Source organism: Asaia sp. SF2.1 (assembly GCF_000505765.1).
In the GTDB taxonomy this organism is placed as follows: domain Bacteria; phylum Pseudomonadota; class Alphaproteobacteria; order Acetobacterales; family Acetobacteraceae; genus Asaia; species Asaia bogorensis.
Map to the genome: position 1 here is coordinate 33,675 of NZ_AYXS01000014.1, position 22,188 is coordinate 55,862.

The window sequence follows — 22,188 nt, forward strand, 5'->3', positions numbered from 1 at the left end:
CTCCCTGGCTATCAGTACATCGAGATCAGGACATTCCGCAGGCGACGCATCTCCTCAAGCGCGCGCCCAGTACCGAGCGCAACACAGGAGAGCGGCGATTCACCCACTGTCACCGGCAGACCTGTCGCATTGCGCAGGACATCATCCAGACGGTAGAGCAGTGCACCGCCGCCTGTCAGCACAATACCCTTGTCCACGATATCCGCAGCCAGTTCAGGGGGCGTATTCTCGAGCGCCGTTGTGACGGCATCAACGATCTGCATGACGGGTTCAGAGAGACTCTCGGCCACTTGTGCCTGACTCACCAGAACCTCGCGCGGCACGCCGTTGATGAGGTCGCGCCCCTTGACTTCCTTTACCGGCCCCGGGTCACGCGGGTCATCGGGAAGGCAGGCCGAACCGATATCAATCTTCAGACGCTCGGCCGAGCTCTCGCCAATGAGGAGATTGAAGGTCTTGCGGATGTAGGAAATGATCGCATCATCCATCTTGTCGCCGCCGACGCGCACCGAACGCGCATAGACGATGCCTCCAAGAGAGATCACAGCCACTTCCGTCGTACCACCGCCGATATCGACGATCATGCTGCCTGAAGGCTCCGTCACCGGCAGGCCTGCACCGATGGCAGCCGCCATGGGCTCCTCAATCAGCATGACCTTGCGCGCACCGGCGCTTTCGGCACTTTCCTGAATGGCGCGACGCTCGACCGCAGTCGAACCAGAGGGCACGCAGACGATGATCTGCGGACTGGCAAAGGCGCGACGGTTGTGCACCTTGCGGATGAAATGCTTGATCATTTCCTCCGCGACTTCGAAATCGGCAATCACGCCGTCACGCAGCGGGCGAATGGCCGTGATATTGCCCGGCGTGCGACCGACCATCAGCTTGGCTTCTTCACCAACCGCCAGAACCTGCTTCTTGCCACGCACCTCGGCGATGGCGACGACAGAAGGTTCATCCAGGACGATACCCCGTCCCTTGACATAAACGAGCGTGTTGGCGGTGCCGAGGTCGATAGCCATGTCTGCCGACATGAGACCCAGCAGACGTGAGAACATTCAAGCCTCCTGGCTGAAAGGTTTTGCGCGCGCGGGTTGCGCCCTGCCTCCATCTTGCCTGCATGATCCCCTTGGGGGCTACGCAAGCCCCTGGCGGGCTGAAGTCATGGCGCGAGATATTCTGGCGGGTGGCTTACCGGGGCCCCGTGTGGGGGGCAAGGGGTGATTGGGGAAAATTGCAGTTTAATGACCATAAACACCGCCGTAGCCATGCTTTATCGCGGCAGTTACCTTGCGTTACAAATCGTCCCAGCTTGGCCATGATGCGAACATGCTCCCAACCCGAGTCATCGGCTTATTTGTTCATAACCTGTTCACGACTCAGTGGCTTGAGGAAACTCATCAAAAACCACCCCGTTCTGACAGTGTTGGACAAATGACCTAGGATACAAGAACAATGACCAAGCGTGTTTCCTTCCGTAGCTCGCGCAAGCTGTTGGCCGCTTCGGCCTGTCTCGGCATGCTGGGCCTAAGCGCTTGCGGCAATCCTTATGACCCCGGCGCACGCGCTGGTTCCGGTGCCCTGATCGGTGCTGGTGGTGGCGCTGCCATTGGTGCGCTGGCCGGTGGTGGCCGTGGTGCCGCCATTGGCGCTCTTGCTGGCGGCGCTCTGGGTGCTGCCGGTGGTGCCGCAACCACCCCCAACCGCCCGCGTTCCGGTTACTGATCTCTTACCCGCTGAAAGCGTGTCATGATACTTGCTCCCTCGCCCCGCCCCTCACGCCGCAAATGGCCACTGGCTATTCTGGGTACGGCGGGTCTCTGTACCCTGCTCAGCGCCTGCGGCAGCCCCTATGACCCGGGCTCGCGCGCCGGTTCGGGCGCCCTGATCGGCGGCGGTGCGGGTGCGGCGATCGGTGCCCTTGCGGGTGGTGGACGTGGAGCAGCGATCGGCGCGCTGGCAGGCGGACTGGTCGGCGCGGCTGGTGGTGCAGCCACCACGCCGAACCGGCCTGGAGGGGGTTACGTTCAAAGCGGGTATTATAACCAGGGTGGTTACAACAACCAGGCCCCGCCCCAACAGGGCTATCAGCAGCCCTATTACAATAATGGCCAGAACGGCTACGCCGCTCCGGCCTATCCCGCGCAGCCCCAAGCTGCGTATCCCGCCCAGCAGGGTTATCCAGCCTATAATCAGGGTTACGGATACTAGTCGAAACGGCTGTGCCGTTTTGAACACCACACGGAAACCGCCCCGCAGCGATGCCGCTTCGGGGCGGTTTCCTTTATCCCGGGCCGTTACTGCTCTCATAAGCGGGTGCAAGTTCATGAGAGCCTCATGGTGCCATGAAAAAACCCCGGCAGCCTGAGGCCGCCGGGGCTTGAAAACATCGAATCTGCCGCCTGATCAGGCGTTAAGCGCCTCGGGCTCGCTGCGGGCACGCTTAACCAGCAGCTTGTTCAGCGCATGAACATAGGCACGCACTGCGGAAACGATCGTGTCGGCATCAGCGCCCTGACCATCCACCATCTTGCCGCCCTCCTGCAGACGGACAGTCGTCTTGGCCTGAGCATCCGTGCCCTCGGTCACGGCGCCGACAGAGAACAGCGCCAGCTCGGCCTCATGCGGGAAGATCTCGCCAATTGCCTTGAAGGCAGCATCGACAGGACCGTTGCCGCTGACCTTTGCCGTGCGCACAACGCCATCCACGAGCAATTCGAGCGCTGCTTCGGCCGGTCGCTTCGAGCCAGCCGTCAGCTCCAGCGCGACAAAACGGATACGGTCGTGATCACGGGTTTCGTCATCGACCAGGGCGCGGATATCGTCATCGAATACGGTCTTTTTCTGATCCGCCAGAACCTTGAAGCGCTCGAACGCATCCTGGATCTTTTCATCTGGCAGGTCATAGCCCAGCGCCTTGAGCTTGTCGCGGAAGGCAGCGCGCCCCGAATGCTTGCCCAGAACGAGCGATGTCTTGCTCCAACCCACGCTTTCGGGCGTCATGATCTCGTAGGTCGCTGCGTTCTTCAGGATGCCATCCTGATGGATACCGCTCTCATGAGCAAAGGCATTGCGCCCGACAATCGCCTTGTTGGGCTGCACGTCAAAGCCGGTGATATTAGCCAGCAGGCGCGAAATCCCCAGCAGACGTGGCGTTTCGATGCGGTTCTGGAAGGGAATCTTGTCACGACGCGTGCGGATCGCCATGACGATTTCTTCCAGCGCCGCGTTGCCTGCACGCTCACCAATACCGTTGATCGTGCACTCGATCTGGCGGGCGCCACCGGCAACTGCTGCCAGTGTATTGGCAACACCCAGACCCAGATCGTTGTGGTTATGGGTCGAGAACATCACCTTTTCCGCACCCGGCACGCGCTCACGCAGCATGGTGAAAATAGCCTGCAATTCATCCGGCGTGGTGAAGCCAACCGTGTCAGGAATATTGATGGTCGTCGCGCCATGACGGATCGCCATTTCCACGCAACGGCACAGGAAATCCGGCTCGGTGCGTGAACCATCCTCAGCCGACCACTGCACGTCATCCGTGAAGTGGCGCGATGCCTTGTTGCCCTCGGCAATCAGCTCCAGAACCGTCTCTGGCTCCATGCGCAGCTTGTACTTCATGTGCAGCGGGGAGGTGGAGATGAAGTTGTGAATTCGACGACGCGGCGCCCTGGCGATAGCCTCGCCTGCGGCCTCGATGTCCCGCTTGCCACCGCTTCGGGCCAGACCACACACCACGGCCTCGCGGACCGTCTCGGCAATCTTCTGCACGCTCTCAAAATCGCCGGGCGACGCAACCGGGAACCCGGCCTCGATCACATCGACACCCAGCTCTTCAAGAGCCTTCGCCATACGGATCTTCTCTTCCAGATTCATCGAGAAGCCGGGCGATTGCTCGCCATCACGCAGGGTGGTGTCAAAAATGATAACGCGGTCGTCAGCAACCGTGCCGAAAGAAGGATGGATGATGGTCATGGCTTTGTCTTTTCGTGGCTTTGAACAACAGGATCATAACCCCTGAACGCGCCGGTCGAACCGGCCGCAAAATGCGCTCAGGGGCAGATAAGTCGAAGCGTACGAAGAAGGAGGCCCGGGCACAGATCGGCGCGTGCTGCTGCACGGGATCCTATGCTTGAAAGGGGCGCCAGAATGTTCATGACGCCCTTCCTACTGTAAAAGACCAGCTCTTGCCTAGCGCAGTCGCATCATTTTCTAGCCCGAATGCGCAATATTCATGCCAGATCCGGCGAAATAGCGATCGATTGCCGCGCTCATGGCGGTCGCCACCTGCTTGCGATAGCCTCCCTGCCTCAGGGCCGCCTCGTCATGCCGGTTGGACATGAAACCCATCTCGACCAACACAGAGGGAATATCGGCCGATTTGAGAACGACAAAGGCTGCATGACGCGCGGGATGGCGCAGCAGGCCGATACGCGGCTGGAAAGCTGATACAACACTGGCGGCCATATGCGCCGACCCCCGCCTCGTCTCCTCGTTCACCAGACTGGCGAGAATGGCCTGCACCTCGGAGGACATGCCGTGAAATGCCGGGCCAGCAAACCGGTCGGCGCTATTCTCGGTCTGGGCGAGTGAGGCGGTCTGCGCGTCTGATGCACCGTTGGAAAGCGTATAAACGCTAGCGCCCCTCACCTCCGGGTCATGAAGGGCATCAGCATGCATGGAAATGAAAAGCTGTGCCTTGTGGCGGTGCGCAAGGTCCACGCGCCCCTCGAGCGGAATGAAATGATCGTCCGCTCGCGTCATCACGACATCATAGCGTCCGGCACTTCTGATCTGATGATAGAGTTCCTGCGCTGCGGCCGCGGCAATGTGTTTCTCATAGGTGCCGCTCACACCGATCGCCCCTGGGTCTTTGCCTCCATGACCGGGGTCGAGCATGATCACAGGGCGCGGTGGTGCGGCCTTGCCTGTCAGCGCAGGCGCCTTGCCGCTGGCGTGCGGCGTCAGATGATGGCTGCCCGCCCCCTGCGCTACGTGATGGGCTGCCCGGTGGCCTTCCGCACGCGCAGGAAACGCACCCAGCAGCGTGCCTGTGGCCAGCGAGCCCCCCAGAAGTCGCGTCACCTTGCGGCGGGTCGGATCGAAAACAGGCATAGGCGGCCCCGGTGATGAGAGATGACAGCGCATCTTCTGATCAAAAAATAAGGTGTCAACAAGGCGATGGCGGCCATCTTGCATAGCACGGCATTTTCCGTCATCCTGTGGGAGAAGGATCACGATACGGTCGATCCGGCGCCAGGACAGAGCCCCGTCTAGAGGGGCATTCTCCACGCGCCGCTCCCGTTTTCTGGCATGCTTCGCGCGTCATCATGGTTTGCAAGAGCCCCCTCCCTCCCGCAGGCACAGCCGCGGGACGACAAGAGAGGTCAGTCTTCCAGGCCTGGGCGCAGATGACAACTCGCAGGGGCCGCATGAAATCTGCCAGTCTCGTTTTGTGGAAAACTACCGGAGCAGGCATCGACCTGTGTCCGACGCTGTTCCGCGAGCGCTGGTCTGATGGCTCTTTCTTACAAACCACGCCTCGACATTCTGCCGCGCGCGCCGGAAACGCCACTGTGTCTGCACAGGGTTTGATGCCGGCCGTGACAAGGGCTGACCGGAGTCTCCTTATTTATGAACAAGCGTATGCTGATCGACACCACACACGCGGAAGAAACCCGCGTTGTGGTCATGGATGGTGATCGTCTCGAAGATTATGATATCGAAACATCATCAAAAAAGCAGATCAAGGGCAACATCTACCTCGCCAAGGTCATTCGCGTAGAGCCCAGCCTTCAGGCTGCTTTTGTCGATTACGGCGGCAACCGTCACGGCTTCCTTGCCTTCAGCGAAATCCATCCGGATTATTTCCAGATCCCGGTTGCCGACCGCGAAAAGCTTCTCGCCCTTCAGGACGAAGATCTCCGCGCCGATGAGCGCGTCGAGACCGAGAACGAAGGCGCCGAGACCACTGCGGATGCGGAACAGGCCGAGCCTGCAGAGCAGCCCGATTTCGAAGCCCGCCCCGAGACCGTTGGTGGTGAGCATGACACGGGTGACGAGGGTGCAGCCGCCCGTCGCACGGCACGCTTCCTGCGTAACTACAAGATCCAGGAAGTCATTCGCCGTCGCCAGATCCTGCTCGTTCAGGTCGTCAAGGAAGAGCGCGGCAACAAGGGTGCGGCTCTGACCACCTATGTGTCTCTGGCGGGACGTTATTGCGTGCTGATGCCCAATGCCCTGCGCGGCGGCGGCGTATCGCGCAAGATCACATCCGACAGCGATCGCAAGCGCCTGCGCGACGTCATTGCCGAGCTCGACCTGCCGCGCGGCATGGCCATGATCGTGCGCACGGCTGGTGCGCAGCGTCCGGGGCCCGAAATCACGCGTGACTGCGAATATCTGCTTCAGCTCTGGGACGATATCCGCAACCATACGCTGTCATCGGTCGCCCCGACGCTGATTTATGAAGAAGCCAATCTGATCAAGCGCGCCATTCGCGATCTGTTCAGCAAGGACATCGAAGAAATCATCATCGATGGTGAGCCGGCCTGGAAGAATGCGCGCGAATTCATGCGTCTTCTGATGCCGCATAACGCCAACAAGGTGAAACTCTGGCGCGACCAGAGCCAGAGCCTGTTCGGTCGCTACCATGTGGAAGGCCATCTGGACGCGATCTTCTCGCCCACGGCCCAGCTGAAATCGGGTGGCTATCTGGTGATCAACCAGACCGAAGCCCTCGTCTCGATCGACGTGAACTCCGGTCGCTCGACCGGTCAGCGCAATATCGAGGATACGGCAGTCCGCACGAACCTCGAAGCCGCTGAGGAAGTCGCCCGTCAGCTTCGTCTGCGCGACCTTGCCGGGCTTGTCGTGATCGACTTCATCGACATGGAAAGCCGCAAGCATAATGCGATGGTCGAGAAGCGCCTGAAGGATGCCCTGCGTTCTGACCGCGCACGCATCCAGATTGGCCAGATCTCGCATTTCGGCCTGCTGGAAATGTCCCGCCAGCGACTGCGCCCGTCGATCTCGGAAGCCGTTCTGGTTCCCTGCCCCCATTGTCAGGGCACAGGCCATGTGCGCGGCATTGAAAGTGCCGCCCTGCATGTGCTGCGCGCCCTGGACGAGGAAGGGCTGAAGCAGAAAGCCGCCGAGATCAGTGTCCACATTACGTCGGGCATCGCGCTCTACATCCTCAACAACAAGCGCGACTGGCTGGGCGAGATCGAACAGCGCCACCGCATGCGCGTGTCGTTCCAGCCGGATGACAGCCTGACACCGGCCGATCTGCGTATCGAACGCCTGCGCCCGCAGGTTCCTGCCGAGCAGCGCGCGGCACAGCCCGAGCGTCATGAACCTGAAGCGACCCCCGTCGCACCTGCTTCCATCGTTGTGGAAGAGGAATCCGATCTGGACGCGGTTTCGGCCGAGGAAAGCCGTGACGAAGCGCCGCGCGAGGAAAACGGCCGTGAAGATGGCGGTCGCCGTCGCCGTCGCCGTCGTCGTCGCAATGGCCGACGCTCGGATGAGTCGCGCGACATGCCGCAGGCAGCCGGGGCCGATGTCTCTGATGAAGCAGAGGACGAAGAAGGCACGGCACCTGAGCAGGACGTTGCGGCATCGCGTGACGATCAGGCAACTGGCGACAGCGAAGCCCTGATCGTTCCCGGCCGTCGTCGCATGCGCACGCGTCGTGTCTCCCGTGAGGAACGCGGCCAGGCCGAAGCGCCGCGCGAAACCCGTGCCCAAGAGCCCCGCAAGGCCGAGACACGCGACAACGCGGACCGCAACGGTGAGCGCAATGGCGCCAAGCGTGGCAACGAGGATCGTCGTCGCAACCAGCCGGAAAACCGCTGGAATGGCCCTACCCCGGCCGATCCCTTCGGTGGCGCCTCGTTCGACATCTTCGATATGATCGAACAGGCAGAATCCCGTCTGGGCGCACCGTCTGCGCGCAATGAGGAGCCGAAGCTCACTCTGGCAGATAGTGCGACCGACAATGGCGGGGAATCTGTAAGGGCAGAAATCCCTGCGTCGACCACCAACCTTCCGGCAGAAGCGCCCGCCGAAACGGCTGCAAGCCGCGTTCGCGAGGGTGATGAGGCTGGTGCCCGCAAGGGGCGTGGCCGTCCGCGTCGTCGTCCGGTGGCTGCTGAGCAGGCCGAACCCGCGCCGACTGCGCCGGTGGAATCGGACTCAGCCTCCGTGGCTGAGCCGGTCGCTGTGGCAGAGGCCGATCAGGACAAGCCCGCAGCCCGTCGTCGCGGCCGCCCTCGCAAGGCACCTGCTGCAGCTGCCCTGCCTGAAGGGGATGCTATTGACGCGGAACCCGCAGCAGCAACCGCCGATGCACCCAAGCCACGCCGTGGCCGCACGCCGCGCAAGGCAGCTGCGAGCGACGTTGAGACTGACAGCGCGGTGAAGGCAGAGGAACAGGCTGCGAAGGCGCCCGCCAAGACCTCGGCCCGCCGTGGCAAGGCCAAGGCCGACGATGCAGCACCGGTCGTGCAGCCCATCAATGTCGATGAGGTTGCTCCTGCCAAGCCCCGCACGGGCTGGTGGAAGCGGTAATCGCAACAGACTTCATTGTTGAAGCGGAAAAACGGGGCGGCTCACACCGCCCTGTTTTTTTTTGTTTGGGAGAACGGATGGCGAGGCCCGGTATCGCAAGCAGCCGCGAAAAGACATCCCGAGAAAGGCAGTTTCCTTAAGCCGGAACAGGCACGGAGTGACCGCGCAATCTCCGCTATAAATCTAGGTTGATACGCCAAACGGCCACAGTGACGCGCAGGCGGAACTGTATTCACCTTGGCAGTCAAGGGCTGCACTCGCCTCGGCCTCGACCCCATACCGTGCGAAACAGTGCGCCAATCGAGCACGCTCGACATTCGCCCGTCGGGTCATACGCTCACCGAGCGAGCGCCACCCCGTCTCAACGCAGAAGGCTCGCTCCGTGACCGTATCGCATTATCAGGCGAATACAGTCTTTAGTAGGAAATCCGGGGAAAGATACCCACCCAGTTTAGCGGCAAACGCTCGGTGCGCCGGTCGCTGCGATATACGTGCCCGTGAGCGGGTTGAAGCACGCATTTTGCGGGCAGGTACTGCCTGAGGCCAGACCGTCGCTGAACACCTGCCCACCCATACGGTTGGTCTCCTGCTGCACGGCACCGCAGAGGGGGGTGTTAACCGGGGCCGAAGGATCATTGGTCAGTTGCGCCTCATTGGCGGGCAACGGTGTTTCGCCGGTCAGGCCCGGTGCGAAGTCCTGCGGCGGAATACGCGCCTGGGTCTGGGCTTGAGTTGGCTGGGGCGCAGGCGTGTCGGCACAACCGGCCAGAAGCGAAACCCCAAGCAGACCGGCATGCGCCAGTGTGAGTGCAAAGCGCGTTTTCATAGTCCTAAATCCCCCTGTTCTTTCTTTTGCGTTCCCAGAGGGTCGAGCCGTCCCTGGCGCGTGCCATCTGCAAAACGAAGCGTAATGGCACCGCCGCGTGGCCGCCCGGAAGCGGTTGTTACCGGCTTGCCCTGTGCATCCTGCACCAGTGCGTAACCGCGGGCCAGAACCGCCTCGGGCGACACGGCCTCAAGCCTGCCCACCATACCGGACAATTTCGCCCGATCGAGACCAAGACGAGCGCTGACCGTTTCGGTTCCAAGACGCGCATGCGTGAATGACGCACGCTCCTGCTGCATGCGATAACGGATGCCCGAAGCCAGAGCGGCGCTGGCCAGGCCAAGACGCGCCTGCTTCTGGCCCATGAAGTGAGCGGCCGAGGGCATGCGCCCCTCAAGCGTCATCAGACGTTGCCGAGCTTTGGACGCCACCATTGGCAGGGCAAGCTCAAGACGCTGTCCGCGCTCGTCCAGCCTGAAACGCGCTGTTTCCAGCAATCCCGGCAGATCGGGCAGGCGCGCAACGATCTGGTCATGTCGCGCCCGGGCCATTTGCAACTGCCGCGACAGGGCACCAGCAAGCCGTGCGCCGCGATGAGCCAGATCGGCCACCATCTCCGAACGAAGCGGAACGGCCATCTCAGCCGCAGCCGTGGGGGTGGGCGCGCGCTGATCCGACACGAAATCGATCAGGGTGGTATCGGTTTCGTGCCCGACCGCAGAGATCAGCGGAATGGGACAGGCTGCCACGGCGCGAAGAACCGACTCATCATTGAAGGCCATGAGGTCCTCCAGCGAACCGCCACCGCGCGCCACGATCATCAGATCGGGTCGGAGCGCTTCAGGCAGGGTCGGGCTCGAAAACCCTTCGATGGCCGCCGCTATCTGGGCCGCAGCGCCCTCACCCTGCACAGCCACGGGCCAGACCAGAACCGGGCGTGGAAAGCGGCGTGACAATGTGGTGAGAATATCGTGCAGCACTGCCCCGCGGCTCGAAGTCACGAGCCCGATCAGCCGTGGCAGGAAGGGCAGCGGCTTCTTGCGCTCGCTGTCGAACAACCCTTCGGCCAGAAGCTTCTGGCGCAGCTTCTCGATCTTGGCGAGAAGCGCGCCCTCACCCGCAAAACTCATCTGGTCGATGACAAGCTGATAGCTCGACCTGTCGCCATAGGCCGAAACGCGGCCGATTGCGATCACCTCGACCCCGTTCTCGGGCACCATGCCAAGGCGTGAGACCGAGCCGCGCCAGATCACGCCCGATATCTTGCCTCCCTGGTCTTTCAGGGAGAGATAGATGTGGCCCGAGGGATAGCGCTTGAGTTCGGTAATCTCGCCGCGCACACGCACGCGGCCGAAGCTGCCTTCGAGCGTACGCTTGATGGCGCCGGAAATTTCACTGACCGAATATTCGGGGACATTCCCGCTCGCGCTGTGATCGTTTTCGCTCATGAGCACAGTCTATGCTACGGAACGCGGGCTACGACCAGTCAGAACAGGAAGAATGACAATGCGGGTGTTACTTGTCGGATCAGGCGGACGCGAACATGCTCTAGCAGCCTGCCTCTCCCGCTCTCCGGAGCTGGAAACGCTCTTCATTGCACCGGGAAATCCGGGCATGCAGACGCTTGGTACGCTGGTCCCTCTTGCCGCCGACGATGTCACGGCCCTCGTGAATTTCGCCCGTGAACAGCGAATCGATCTCGTCGTTCCCGGCCCGGAAGCGCCGCTTGTCGCCGGTCTCGCCGATCTCTGCGCCGAAGCCGGCATTGCCTGCGCCGGGCCGAGCCAGGCCGCTAGCGCGCTTGAGGGCAGCAAGAGCTTTACCAAGGATGTGGCCGATGCCGCCGGTATTCCCACGGCGCGATGGGAACGTTTTCAGGAAGCAGAACCTGCCCTCGCCTTCGTGCGTCGCCGCGGTGCCCCCATTGTCATCAAGGCCGATGGTCTGGCCGCCGGCAAGGGCGTGATCGTGGCCCTGACGCTCGAAGAGGCCGAGGCCGCCATCATCGATATCCTGACCGATCGCAGTTTCGGTGCCGCCGGCGCCAGCATTGTGATCGAGGAATGTCTTGTCGGGCAGGAAGTCTCGCTGTTCGCCTTCTGCTCTGACGGTGAGGCTGTGCTGATTGGTGCCGCGCGCGACCACAAGCGCATTGGTGAAGGGGATACAGGGCCCAATACCGGAGGCATGGGTGCCGTGTCGCCGCCGCCCAATTTCGATCGCGACGCGCAGGAAAAGGCGCTCGATATCATGGTGCGCCCGATGCTGGCCGAGATGGTCCGGCGTGGGACGCCCTTCAGGGGAATCATCTTTGCAGGGCTGATGCTGACCGAGGATGGCCCCAAGCTGATCGAATACAACGTGCGTTTCGGCGACCCCGAGGCACAGGCCTTGCTGATCCGCCTGCAATCGGATCTGCTGCCCGTGCTCAAAGCCTTGGCCGAGGGACGCCTTGATGACGCCGCCATCAGTTTCACCGATGAGGCCTCGATTTCGGTCGTGCTGGCGGCGCGTGGCTATCCGGGCACCCCTTCCAAAGGTGGGGTGATACGGGGCATCGAGCGGGCCGATGCTGTGCCAGGCGTACAGGTGTTTCAGGCCGGCACAGCCATGCAGGACGGTAAGCTCGTCGCTTCCGGTGGCCGCGTCCTGACCGTGTGCGCCACAGGTGCAACGCCGGAAGAGGCACGGGCACGGGCCTATCAAGGCGTCTCGGCTATAGACTGGGATGACGGGATCTACCGTCGCGATATCGGTCTCTGAAGCCAGCCTGTCCCTTCTGCGAATGCGTCAGGGCCGTTCTGAAGGCAGCAACCTGGTCCTGTTGTCGGAACAGGCGAGGTAATTCTGCCTGCCGAATACGAAAGTCTGAGTCGGCGGCGGATCAAACCGGCCGCGTCAGGCTTGAGTCTGACCCGTGGCCGCATCCGCCTGAGGGACGGCGCGCGCGTGTGAGCCCATAAACACAATGCGCAAAGGCATGCGTACTCCTCTCCCTCGCCGGGATAGGAGCCGCCTTACGCAAGGATACGGTGAGCCTCTCCCCGGCCCGGCAATCAGACCGGACCGGGAAGGCTAAAAGGCCCTAGTGGTATTCCGTCATTTCGACAGGGGCCGTGGGCTCAAGGAACGACGGGTCCATCTGGCTTTCCTGCGCAAGCGACGTGGTCTCATGATGTTGTCCTTCTTCCGAGCCCTTTACATCCAGCGGGGCATGGTCATTGAGGATTTTCCTGATCCTGGCTTCGTTCAGCGTAGATGACGCCACGGCAACCAGCACAGGCTCGTTTCGCGCACGGCTCTCGTTATAAAGCGCCACCTGATGCGCCTTGTCCGAACCGGGCTGTGGATGATCATTGATCAGCCACGTCCACACGCCCGGTGGACGATGAAGCTCGTTGCCCGTTCGCATGGCCTCGGCAGGGGCATCGCCTGCATGCAGGGGATATTGGTGGATTGTCTCTGATGGGATGTCACAAACCAGAAGGTCATCAACAGCGATCTGGGCATGACGGGCGGTATCGAATACCGCCATGATCGTATGCTGCATCATCGTGTTCTCCATGACGCCGTTACAACACGACGACATCTTCACGATAGCGAAAATAACGTTACGAGTCCCATATATCACGTTATATTGAAGTTTTAGGTAACAATCGACCTTAGTTGCCGCGCCAAAGAGTTCACTGACGCGACGAGGATGGGCCATGCTCGCGTCGCATCGGCCATCATGGTGCCATGATGGGATGTCAGGTCGCAGCGTCATCATCCCTGCGGAGCTTTGCCACATCATGAGCGCGCCTCCGCGTTCCCTGTCCCCTTCCGCCACGCCTCTCGCTTGCGCCGCCCACCAAGCGCAGGACGGGATCAGCCCGCGTCGTAATGACGGGATCGATTGCCTGCGTGGGATCGCCATTCTTCTGGTGGTCATTCATCATCTGGCTCTGCGTTTTCCCCTTACAGAAACCAGTCTTGCGAGCGTCATGCCGTATCGCGTGCTGAGGATGCTTAACTGGGGCGGCATCAAGGGGGTGACGATGTTCTTCGTCATTTCCGGCTTCCTGATCACGGATCACATGATCAGACGCTACGGCCGTCCTGCCGCGCTCGACTGGCGCGCCTTCTCGGGCCGACGTGCTGCGCGTATCCTGCCCTGCCTTCTTGCCCTCATCGCCATCTGCTGCACGCTTGGTGCGCTGCATGTGCCAAGCTTCGTGCCGGACCATCCGGGACAAAGCCTCGGTGGAGCGGCCTTTTCCGCCCTGTTCATGCATCTGAATGTCTATGAGGGCCGCACAGGATATCTGCCGGCTTATTGGGATGTGCTCTGGTCACTCTCGGTCGAGGAAGTTTTCTACCTTGCCTTCCCGCTGATCTGCCTGAGCCTCGGTCGCTCCAGAACAGCCCTGCTGATCTGTGCAGCACTTCTCGCTCTCGCCGCGCCGTATTTCGAGTGGCAACTGCGTGACGCTACCGAGATATGGCAGGAAAAGGCCTATGGCCCAGGCATGAGCGCCATCGCCACGGGTGTGTTCGCGGCTCTGGTCGCAAGGCGGACTTTGCACCCGCGTTACCGACTGGCTGTCACGATGGCCGGTTCAGCAGGCATTGCCGGTATGGCGCTCTATCTTTTGCAGGGGGGCTGGTGCTGGTCCCTTTTCGGGCTCGCGACACCGTTGTTTTTCAATACGGCCATAGGCCTGTGTGTCTGGGCTTTCGCCCGGGGATGGGGGGCCGCATACACTGGGCGACATACACGCTGGCTGCGTCGCTGGGGACAAGACAGCTATGAAATCTATCTCAGCCACATGTTCATCGTCATGCCCGTCGTCGCGCTCACCCGGTTATCGGGGCTCGATACCGGCTGGGCATGGCTGATCTACCCCCCTACCCTGCTTGCTGTATTCGGCCTCGGCCGCGTGATCAGCCTCGGTTTTTCACAGCCGCTCGACAAGCGGCTACGTGGCTGGCCAGGCGCCACTCCATGAAAGCAGCGATCGTTTGGGCGAGAGCGTGAGAGCATCTGAGCGCTCTCTTCAGACGGTGCTTGAACGACCACGCCCTTTGAGGAACCGGAGTGCGGGATGCGCGAGCCTATTGCACCCAGACCTGCGAAATCAGCATGTGGTTGAGCAATGAGTAGTGATAATTCCCCAGACGTTTCGAGACGAAGTCCACATAGCGCATCTGAATGAGCGGTATGACGGCGCTCTGCTCCATCGCCAATGTGCCTGCCTGCTCCCACAGCGTGCGAGCCTGTCCCGCATCAAGGCTGTGCTCGGCCTGCGTCATGAGCTTCTGAAGCCCGGGATGACAAAACCCGCTCGCATTTGTTGCGCTGTCAGAGTGAGGGCGTGCGTTGTCGCAACCCAGCAAGGCATCGAGAAAAGTCGAAGGCGACGGGTAATCCGCATACCAGTAAGCTAGGCTGATCTGCACGTGATTGTCTGAATTGCGGGCATAGCCTTCCGCCGTGGCGGGTGTCATAGGGCGCACACTGGCCTGAAATCCCAAGGATTGCAGCATGTTCCGCAGATAGACCCCCATCGCCAGTCCAATAGCCTGATTGGGCACGACAAGCGTCACGCTTTGCCCGGCATGGCCACTCTGGCGGATAAGTGCCCGGGCGCGATCGATATCGGGCCCCTGCCATTGCCCGGAATCGGATAGCCGCCCGAACCGGCATGGAATATCGGCCCCGGCAATACCATGCGGCACAATCTGGCAAAGCGGCTCGGCAATGGCCGAACCGCCATAGAGAATGGTCATCGCATGGCGGTCGATCGCATGATTGATGGCCTGCCTGACGGCAAGCGAGTCAAAAGGCGGCTCATGCACATTCAGGGCCAAATAATACAGGCCAAGAAGCGGCTGCAGATGCACCTGATCGGTAAACCGGCTGCCCAACTCGTCCAGCCGGTCCTGCGGCTTGGCATCGAGCATCGAGTCATACTGCCCCTGCTCGATGGCGGTCACCTCGGCCTCGTCAGACAAGCCGAAATCATAATCGATCCGATCGACATAGCCTTCGCTCTGCGCGGCCGGATTCCAGACCCTGAAATAGGGATTACGCCCGATCTCCATCCGGCGCGACGGATCATAATGCGTGATCCGATATGGCCCTGTGCCCGGCAGGGGCGTCAGCGACGATTCCGTCGCTGGAGCATCCCTGGGCAGGATCACAGCATGAGGAAAAGCGAGCTTTTGAAGAAATTCGCCGTCAGGGGCATCGAGCCGGATGGTAATACGCCGCGTCGCCGGATCGGTCGTCACCCCCTCAAGACGGCAATGAGCCGGATCGGCAAGGCAGGCCTTGGCGCCGGTGATATTGCCATAGAAGGACAAGGCGGTGGGGCTACCCACCTTGTAGATGCGGCGCAGCGATGCCGCTACATCTTCGACCGTTACCGGCGCGCCATCGGAAAAGCGTATCCCCTCACGCAGACGAAACGCCCACACCAGACCATCCGCGCTCACCTCGGGTAGCGCCTCCGCCAGATCCGGCACGACCTCGAGCCCGCGTGTCCCATCAGCCTGACGATAGGTTACGAGCCCGTCATACATGTTCACGAAAAGCTGGATATATTCGCTGGTGTAATTGATTTGCGGGTCCAGCGTACCGCCCGGCGCATCGGCGGTCAGGCGCAACCCACCACCGCGATGAGGACTACCTTGCGTGATGCCATCTGACATCGCGGGCGATGCTTCCGCTGCACCGGGGGGCGCCGCCTGTGCTCCCTGGCTGTGAAGGGAGGGCGCCAGAAGAACGGCGCCCAGCCCGGCAAGAATGAGGCCGTAACGCCCTCTCACGCTGCGCTGCTCTCAGCCGCGATGGGCAAGCTGATGGATGCGCGTTACCAGCGCCTCGGTCCCTGCTGTCGAATCGACCGTCCCGGCGTAACGCCCTTGCGGGTCCATGATCACAATACGTGGGGCCGGGAGATGATAGGCTGTACCATCTTCGGCATGGACCATCTCGTTGGGTGCGTGAAATTCCTGCGCCACCCGGTCGATCATGCTGGGTGAGCCCGTGAGCGGCACGACGTGATCGCCCAGAGGCAGGGCGTATTTCTTGAGGTCGTCTGATTCATCGTGAAGCGGGTCGAGTGTAATGGCCAACGGGGCAACCTTCACCCCCTCGCGCGCAAGAGCCAGCTTGGTATCGCTCATGGTTTTCAGCACCGGACCACAGAGTCCCTTGGGACAATGCGTGTCGAAGAACCAGACCAGAACCCAGTTCCCTTTGAAATCACCCTCGGTGACATTGCCCTCGCCCAGCGCGACCAGACGATAACTCCCGCCAATCTCGTTGCCCTGGGTCGAAACCGTGCTGCCGTATTTCTCAGAAAGGCGATACGCGCTCCAGCTGAGCGCCAGAGCGAGAATGAGGACGACAATGGAAAGACGCGGAGCGGTCCAGGTCTTGCGGGGTGTACGGTTCTTGTTCATTGCTTAATGTGCTTCCGCCCAGTTCTTGCCAATACCTGTCTCGACAACCAGCGGCACACTCAGTGTCGCGGCCTGCTCCATCTCGATACGGACGAATTCTGCCAGAGCCTCGGCCTGGTCAGCCCGGACCTCGAACAGCAGTTCGTCATGCACCTGAAGCAACATTCTGGCGTCCAGCCCGCTTTGTGGCAAGCGCCGCCCCAGACGCACCATGGCGCGCTTGATGATATCGGCAGCCCCGCCCTGCAGGGGGGCGTTGATCGCCTGACGCTCGGCATAAGCACGTCTGGCCCCGTTCTTTTCGCCAATTCCCGGCACGTAGCATCGACGCCCCAGCGGCGTGGTGACGTAACCATCACGCTTGGCATCATCCTTGGTACGATCCATGTAATCGCGAATACCCGGATAGCGGGCAAAATACGCATCGATATAACGACGCGCCTCACCTGCAGCTATGCCAAGCTGACGCGCCAGACCGAAAGCCGAAATGCCGTAGATAATGCCGAAATTGATGGCCTTGGCGCGTCGACGCGTCAGCGGGTCCATATTCTCGAGCGGCAGATTGAACACCTCGGCAGCCGTGCGGGCATGGATATCCTGCCCCAGCGTGAAGGCTTCCTTCAACGGGCCGATATCGGCCACTTCGGCCAGAAGGCGCAGTTCGATCTGGGAATAATCCGCTGAAACCAGCACATAGCCCTCTTCGGCAATGAAGGCACGGCGGATGCGCCCGCCTTCCTCGGTGCGGATGGGAATATTCTGCAGGTTGGGGTCGTTGGATGACAGACGGCCTGTGGTGGTGATGGCCATCTGGAACGAGGTGTGCACGCGATGGGTGCGCACATCCATCTGCTGTACCAGCGCATCCGCATAGGTCGATTTCAGTTTGGCGAGCTGACGCCACGCCAGAATACGCGAGGGGAGTTCATGGCCGGCATCGGCCAGTTCCTGCAACACCGATGAATCCGTGCCCCACGCGCCCGCCTTGGTGCGTTTCCCACCGGGCAGGTTCATTTCGTCGAACAGGATTTCGCCAAGCTGCTTGGGCGACCCCAGATTGAAACTGCGCCCCGCCAGAGCATGGATCTCGATTTCCATTTCGGCCATGCGCGAGCCGAAATCGGCCGACATGCGGCGCAGTTCCGCGGCATCGAGCTTGACCCCCGCCTGTTCCATATCCCTGAGGATGGCAACCAGAGGGCGTTCCATTTCCTCATAGAGCGCCAGCGCATGACGCTCGCGCAGGGCAGGCTTGAGAGCGAGCCACAGACGCAACGTCACATCGGCATCCTCGGCCGCATACTCCGTTGCGCGGGCTATGGGGACCTGTGCAAAAGGTACTCTGCTACGCCCTGTTCCCGTGACGGAGTCATAGGAAATTGGCTCATGGCCCAGATGCAGGCGTGACAGTTCATCCATGCCCTGACCGTGCTCACCCGCCGACTGGGCATAGGAAATGAGCATCGTGTCATCAATCGGTGCCACGTTATCGATACCCGCGTGAGACAGCACGAGCAGGTCGTATTTGGCGTTCTGGAAAATCTTCAGCACCGACTCATCCGCCAGAAGCGGGCGCAGGGTTTCGAGCACCTCTGCCATATCCAGCTGGCCGCCCGCAGGGTGCTCGAGCGTGCCCTCATGACGCAGCGGCACATAGGCCGCCTCGCCCGGTGCCACGGCCAGTGACAGGCCAATCAGCGTCGCCTGACGGGCATTGAGCGAATCCGTCTCGGTATCGAAAGCAAAATACCCGCGGTGCTGTGCGCGGGCGATCCAGTCCTTGAGTGTGTCGATGGACTGGATGGTTTCATACGGGCCATAGGGCTTGTCGCCCTCGGTCGTCTCTTCGGTTGCTTCATTGGCCGTCGGCTCGACCTTGCCGACGCCGCGTTTGCCCGCCAGCGCCCCCAGACCCATGCGCTGGATGACCGAGTGAAACCCCATCTTTTCAAGAAAATCACGCAGGACGGGCGCGTCGGGCTCACGGCAGCCAAGAGCCTCGACAGGTTCAGGCAAGGGCACATCGCGTGCCAGCGTCACCAGCCGGAGCGAAATACGGGCGGCCTCGGCATGGTCGATCAGCGATTGCTGCCGTTTGGACTTCTTCATGTCGGGAGCGGCCGCGAGGATCGCCTCCAGCGTGCCGAATTCCTGCACTAATTGCGCCGCGCCCTTGGGCCCGATCCCCGGCACACCCGGCACGTTATCGGTCGGATCGCCCATCAGGGCCTGCACATCAATCACACGCTCTGGCGGTACGCCAAACTTGGCCTCGACCTCGGCCAGTTTGATCGGCTTTTGCTTGATCGGATCGAGCAGGGCCACACGATCGCTCACCAGCTGCATCAGATCCTTGTCTGACGAGACGATCGTGCACTGACCGCCCTCTTGCTCGATGATTTCGGCATAGGAAGCGATGATGTCATCCGCCTCGAACCCGGCCAACTCGATCATGGGCACATTGAAGGCCCGCGTCGCATCGCGAATGAGCGGGAATTGCGGGCGCAGATCTTCTGGCGCTTCGGGACGATGCGCCTTGTACTGGGGGTAGATATCGTTGCGGAAGGTCTGGCGCCCGGCATCGAAAACAACGGCCAGATGCGTGCCGACATGATCGCGCAACAGACGTTGCAGCATATTGGTAAAGCCATACACCGCATTGACCGGCACCCCTTCGGGGCTGCTCATGGGCGGCAGCGCATGAAAGGCACGGAAAATAAAGCCCGAACCATCAACCAGAACCAGATGTTTCCCGGCGCTCATGCGGCAACCTGTATGATCGAGAATGACAAGCTGCGCATCTCCTACTGCGGGTACGCCATCGAACGGCGTCCCGGCGGGGCGGATTTGCGCCCCTACTGGCCAGCGCGCCCCGAGGACGCAATACTCTTCCGATGATACGAGAGTTCCGCCCACATTCAAACTACCGTCGCAGGGCAAGGGCGATCGATGCCTGCCCTGAGAAAGGCATGAGCGCGTCCGTTTCGCCACGGGCACGGCTCGCGCTCCTCGTTCCTGTCGTGATCTGTGGCCTGATCCTGTCGGGTTGCACCACCGCCCCACCCCGCCATGCGCCGCAACCACGCGGGCAGGAAGCCGCGCTTGTTCCCGCCTCGATGCATATCACCCTGTCTGACGGTGCCGTTGCGCCGCTGCGTGTATGGCCTGCCAAAGCGCCGATGCGTGCCATCATTCTGACGCTTCACGGCTTTGGTGACAGTCGCGACGCCTGGGAATTCTCCGCACCGCAGCTCGCGGCCTCAGGCATCGAAACCATAGCGCCTGATGCCCGCGGCTTTGGTGAAACAGCCAGTCGCGGCCGCTGGAGCAGCACCGCAAGGCTGGTTCAGGATGCGCGCGAAGAGGCCCGCTTCATCCATGCCCGCAACCCGACCCTGCCGCTTTTCATCATGGGGGAGAGCATGGGGGGCGCGGTTGCGACCATTCTGGCGGCCGATCCGCAGGCAGCCCGCGAAGGCGCGGGGTTGAGCGGCGTCATTCTCGTCTCTCCCGCCATATGGCGCTTCGACCCCTTCTCACGCCTTGTTCTGCAAGGGCTCGACGCAATCGCCCCGGACTGGGTCTTTACCGGCGCGCATGTGCCGGGGGAGCATATCGCCACCAACAACATTGCTGCCCTTCGCCGACTCTATTTCGATCCTCTCACCCTGCATGAATATCGTCTGGACACATTGCACGGGCTGGTCGAACTGATGGCCGATGGCCAGGGCCAGGCACGTAATGTCCAACTTCCCATGCTCGTCCTGTACGGCGATCATGACCAGATGATCCCGGCCCCGCCCATGGCCTCGTTTTGGCACCACCTGCCTGCGAGCGTGCGCAAGGACCTCATTCCCGGGGGGCACCATCTGCTGCTGCGCGACCGCAATGGGCGCAATGCGACGGGCGACATCGCTTCATGGATTTTGCACCCGGACCAGCCTCTCCCCTCTGGTGGCGATGCCGCCGCGGCAGCATGGATGGCGGGTGATCCGGGCCATTTTGCTCCCTGAGTCTTGCCCTGCAAGACGCCCAACGCAAGAGGTGTTGAGAGAGCGCCTGCTCGTAAAACAGCGATCACACGTCTGATCGACACCCGAAAATTGGGACTGGCGTGCTCTGGAAAATCTGGTTATGAAGCGAGCCAGCGGGACCCGTAGCTCAGCTGGATAGAGCGTCGCCCTCCGAAGGCGAAGGTCGAAGGTTCGAATCCTTTCGGGTCCGCCATTTCTCTGAAAATTACATCAGCTTCAACGGCCCTGTAGCGCGCCATGTTCTCTACGCGCTTTTCAGCCGAGGCAGAGTGCCCCTACAGGCCAGCCCCCAACGATGCGACGCGCTGGCTGGGGGCCGCAGAAGACCAACTCAGCTTATGCCGAAGGCCTTGATTGTCACCTCGGCCAGACGGGCATCGGTCTCACCCTCCCCGCCGCTCAGTCCCAGCGCCCCGATGACCGCTCCATTGACCATGATGGGTGCACCGCCGCCTGCAGGCAGAACATTGGGCAGAGCAGCAATCATGGTCTTGCCCGCATGCAGGGCCTTTTCCATATCCTCGGTCGGACGCAGGAAAAGGGCTGAGGTACGTGCCTTGGACAGGGCGAGTTCGATGCTTCCCAGCTGCGTCCCGTCATCCTTCTTGAAAGCCACCAGATGGCCACCGGCATCCACGACGGCAACCGCAACCTTCACGCCGCGCTCGCGGGCAATCTGCAAGGCACGGTCGATATAGTCCAGGGCGGTAGCGAGCTGCATCGGAATTCTCTTTCTAAGTAGGTCTGAAATCCGACTATAGGGACAAAAAATCCGGACGTCCGATCACGCAACGGCGAAGATTGTTACGACAGCGATTCGCTCGCCTGCCCCCAGGCGCAGGACAGCCCCGACGCCCCGCGCCATGTCGTGTGACAGTGGCAAGTTCGGAAGAGGCTCGGCCTGCCCCCTGAAAATGCTGCTGCACATGAAGCGTTCAGTGATGGATGAAACCCATGCCGGTCTGCAGGGCCGTGCGGGTCATTTCAGTCCATAGACCACCCATATGGGATCCCCCTCCATGTGATCCATGCGCGCCATCGCTCCGTTGCGCCTGATCATCAGCACCCGCGCTGTCATCCATGTCTGGCTGCGTATGCGATGCACACCCGGTAAGGCTTAGAACAAGGCAGAAACCAAGTGTCCGGGCTTTATATGCCAACGCTATGGAGCGTCCGGGCGCCTGCTCGCCATCACGAGATCGCCCCCCGGCATGCCTCCTCGCGCCGTTGTCTTCAGGGGCGATCAGCACGTCACACAGGATAGGCGGGATCATCGCTCATATCCTTCCCCATCGGGAGGGG

16 protein-coding genes and 1 tRNA gene are annotated in these 22,188 nt (G+C 61.4%); 7 read left to right on the forward strand and 10 right to left on the reverse strand.

All coding sequences use genetic code 11. The features are described 5' to 3' along the window. Nucleotides 1–11 precede the first annotated feature (11 nt). The gene (locus tag P792_RS28210) at nucleotides 12–1,058 is read right to left on the reverse strand and encodes a rod shape-determining protein (protein ID WP_023978674.1); all 1,047 of its coding nucleotides are present in this window, start codon (nucleotides 1,056–1,058) and stop codon (nucleotides 12–14) included. Nucleotides 1,059–1,455: 397 nt separating this feature from the next. Between P792_RS28210 and P792_RS0119035 the strand changes: the two genes are divergently transcribed. Continuing rightward, complete coding sequence (locus P792_RS0119035) at nucleotides 1,456–1,725, forward strand: hypothetical protein (RefSeq protein ID WP_031240782.1); 270 nt, start codon at nucleotides 1,456–1,458, stop codon at nucleotides 1,723–1,725. Nucleotides 1,726–1,749: 24 nt separating this feature from the next. After that, a complete protein-coding gene (locus P792_RS38815) occupies nucleotides 1,750–2,211 on the forward strand; it encodes a hypothetical protein (RefSeq protein WP_023978676.1) in 462 nt (153 codons plus the stop codon). A 195-nt stretch (nucleotides 2,212–2,406) separates the two neighbouring features. On the opposite strand, the gene P792_RS28220 is transcribed toward P792_RS38815, so the two are convergent. Together P792_RS28220 and P792_RS28225 are read right to left on the reverse strand one after the other, a co-directional pair. Next, nucleotides 2,407–3,978, reverse strand: coding sequence for a 2-isopropylmalate synthase (locus P792_RS28220; protein ID WP_023978677.1), 1,572 nt, complete (start codon nucleotides 3,976–3,978; stop codon nucleotides 2,407–2,409). 237 nt (nucleotides 3,979–4,215) lie between these two features. Then, the gene (locus tag P792_RS28225) at nucleotides 4,216–5,118 is read right to left on the reverse strand and encodes an N-acetylmuramoyl-L-alanine amidase (protein ID WP_031240784.1); all 903 of its coding nucleotides are present in this window, start codon (nucleotides 5,116–5,118) and stop codon (nucleotides 4,216–4,218) included. 519 nt (nucleotides 5,119–5,637) lie between these two features. On the opposite strand from P792_RS28225, the gene P792_RS28230 reads away from it, so the two are divergent. Further along, nucleotides 5,638–8,577, forward strand: coding sequence for an Rne/Rng family ribonuclease (locus P792_RS28230; protein WP_023978679.1), 2,940 nt, complete (start codon nucleotides 5,638–5,640; stop codon nucleotides 8,575–8,577). 451 nt (nucleotides 8,578–9,028) lie between these two features. Here P792_RS28230 and P792_RS28235 read toward each other — a convergent pair whose 3' ends face one another. Both P792_RS28235 and xseA read right to left on the reverse strand, forming a co-directional pair. Then, nucleotides 9,029–9,403, reverse strand: a complete 375-nt coding sequence (locus P792_RS28235) for a hypothetical protein (protein WP_023978680.1) — start codon at nucleotides 9,401–9,403, stop codon at nucleotides 9,029–9,031. Further along, nucleotides 9,400–10,851, reverse strand: a complete 1,452-nt coding sequence (xseA, locus tag P792_RS28240; RefSeq protein ID WP_023978681.1) for an exodeoxyribonuclease VII large subunit — start codon at nucleotides 10,849–10,851, stop codon at nucleotides 9,400–9,402. Before xseA ends, P792_RS28235 begins: the two co-directional genes overlap by 4 nt. 58 nt (nucleotides 10,852–10,909) lie before the next feature. Here xseA and purD point away from each other — a divergent pair, with 58 nt between their 5' ends. Beyond that, nucleotides 10,910–12,166 (forward strand): phosphoribosylamine--glycine ligase, encoded by a 1,257-nt coding sequence (gene purD / locus P792_RS28245; protein WP_023978682.1) that lies wholly within the window; start codon nucleotides 10,910–10,912, stop codon nucleotides 12,164–12,166. Nucleotides 12,167–12,488: 322 nt separating this feature from the next. Here the strand turns inward: purD and P792_RS28250 are convergent, their stop codons facing one another. Continuing rightward, nucleotides 12,489–12,956 (reverse strand): hypothetical protein, encoded by a 468-nt coding sequence (locus P792_RS28250; protein ID WP_152530192.1) that lies wholly within the window; start codon nucleotides 12,954–12,956, stop codon nucleotides 12,489–12,491. A 238-nt stretch (nucleotides 12,957–13,194) separates the two neighbouring features. On the opposite strand from P792_RS28250, the gene P792_RS28255 reads away from it, so the two are divergent. After that, nucleotides 13,195–14,391, forward strand: a complete 1,197-nt coding sequence (locus tag P792_RS28255) for an acyltransferase (protein ID WP_161630840.1) — start codon at nucleotides 13,195–13,197, stop codon at nucleotides 14,389–14,391. A 106-nt stretch (nucleotides 14,392–14,497) separates the two neighbouring features. Here P792_RS28255 and P792_RS28260 read toward each other — a convergent pair whose 3' ends face one another. From P792_RS28260 to polA, 3 genes are read right to left on the reverse strand one after another with little or no spacing between them, the layout of a single operon-like run. Then, nucleotides 14,498–16,213, reverse strand: a complete 1,716-nt coding sequence (locus P792_RS28260; protein WP_023978685.1) for an ABC transporter substrate-binding protein — start codon at nucleotides 16,211–16,213, stop codon at nucleotides 14,498–14,500. 12 nt (nucleotides 16,214–16,225) lie between these two features. After that, nucleotides 16,226–16,852: an SCO family protein gene (locus tag P792_RS28265; protein ID WP_023978686.1), complete on the reverse strand. Its 627-nt coding sequence runs from the start codon at nucleotides 16,850–16,852 to the stop codon at nucleotides 16,226–16,228. 3 nt (nucleotides 16,853–16,855) lie between these two features. Then, the gene (polA, locus tag P792_RS28270) at nucleotides 16,856–19,615 is read right to left on the reverse strand and encodes a DNA polymerase I (RefSeq protein ID WP_023978687.1); all 2,760 of its coding nucleotides are present in this window, start codon (nucleotides 19,613–19,615) and stop codon (nucleotides 16,856–16,858) included. 206 nt (nucleotides 19,616–19,821) lie between these two features. Here polA and P792_RS0119040 point away from each other — a divergent pair, with 206 nt between their 5' ends. Together P792_RS0119040 and P792_RS28275 are read left to right on the forward strand one after the other, a co-directional pair. Then, nucleotides 19,822–20,865, forward strand: a complete 1,044-nt coding sequence (locus P792_RS0119040) for an alpha/beta fold hydrolase (protein WP_031240791.1) — start codon at nucleotides 19,822–19,824, stop codon at nucleotides 20,863–20,865. A gap of 137 nt (nucleotides 20,866–21,002) precedes the next feature. Further along, a tRNA-Arg gene (locus P792_RS28275) sits at nucleotides 21,003–21,079 on the forward strand. 138 nt (nucleotides 21,080–21,217) lie between these two features. Here P792_RS28275 and P792_RS28280 read toward each other — a convergent pair. Further along, nucleotides 21,218–21,607: a heme-binding protein gene (locus tag P792_RS28280; protein WP_023978688.1), complete on the reverse strand. Its 390-nt coding sequence runs from the start codon at nucleotides 21,605–21,607 to the stop codon at nucleotides 21,218–21,220. Nucleotides 21,608–22,188: the final 581 nt, after the last annotated feature.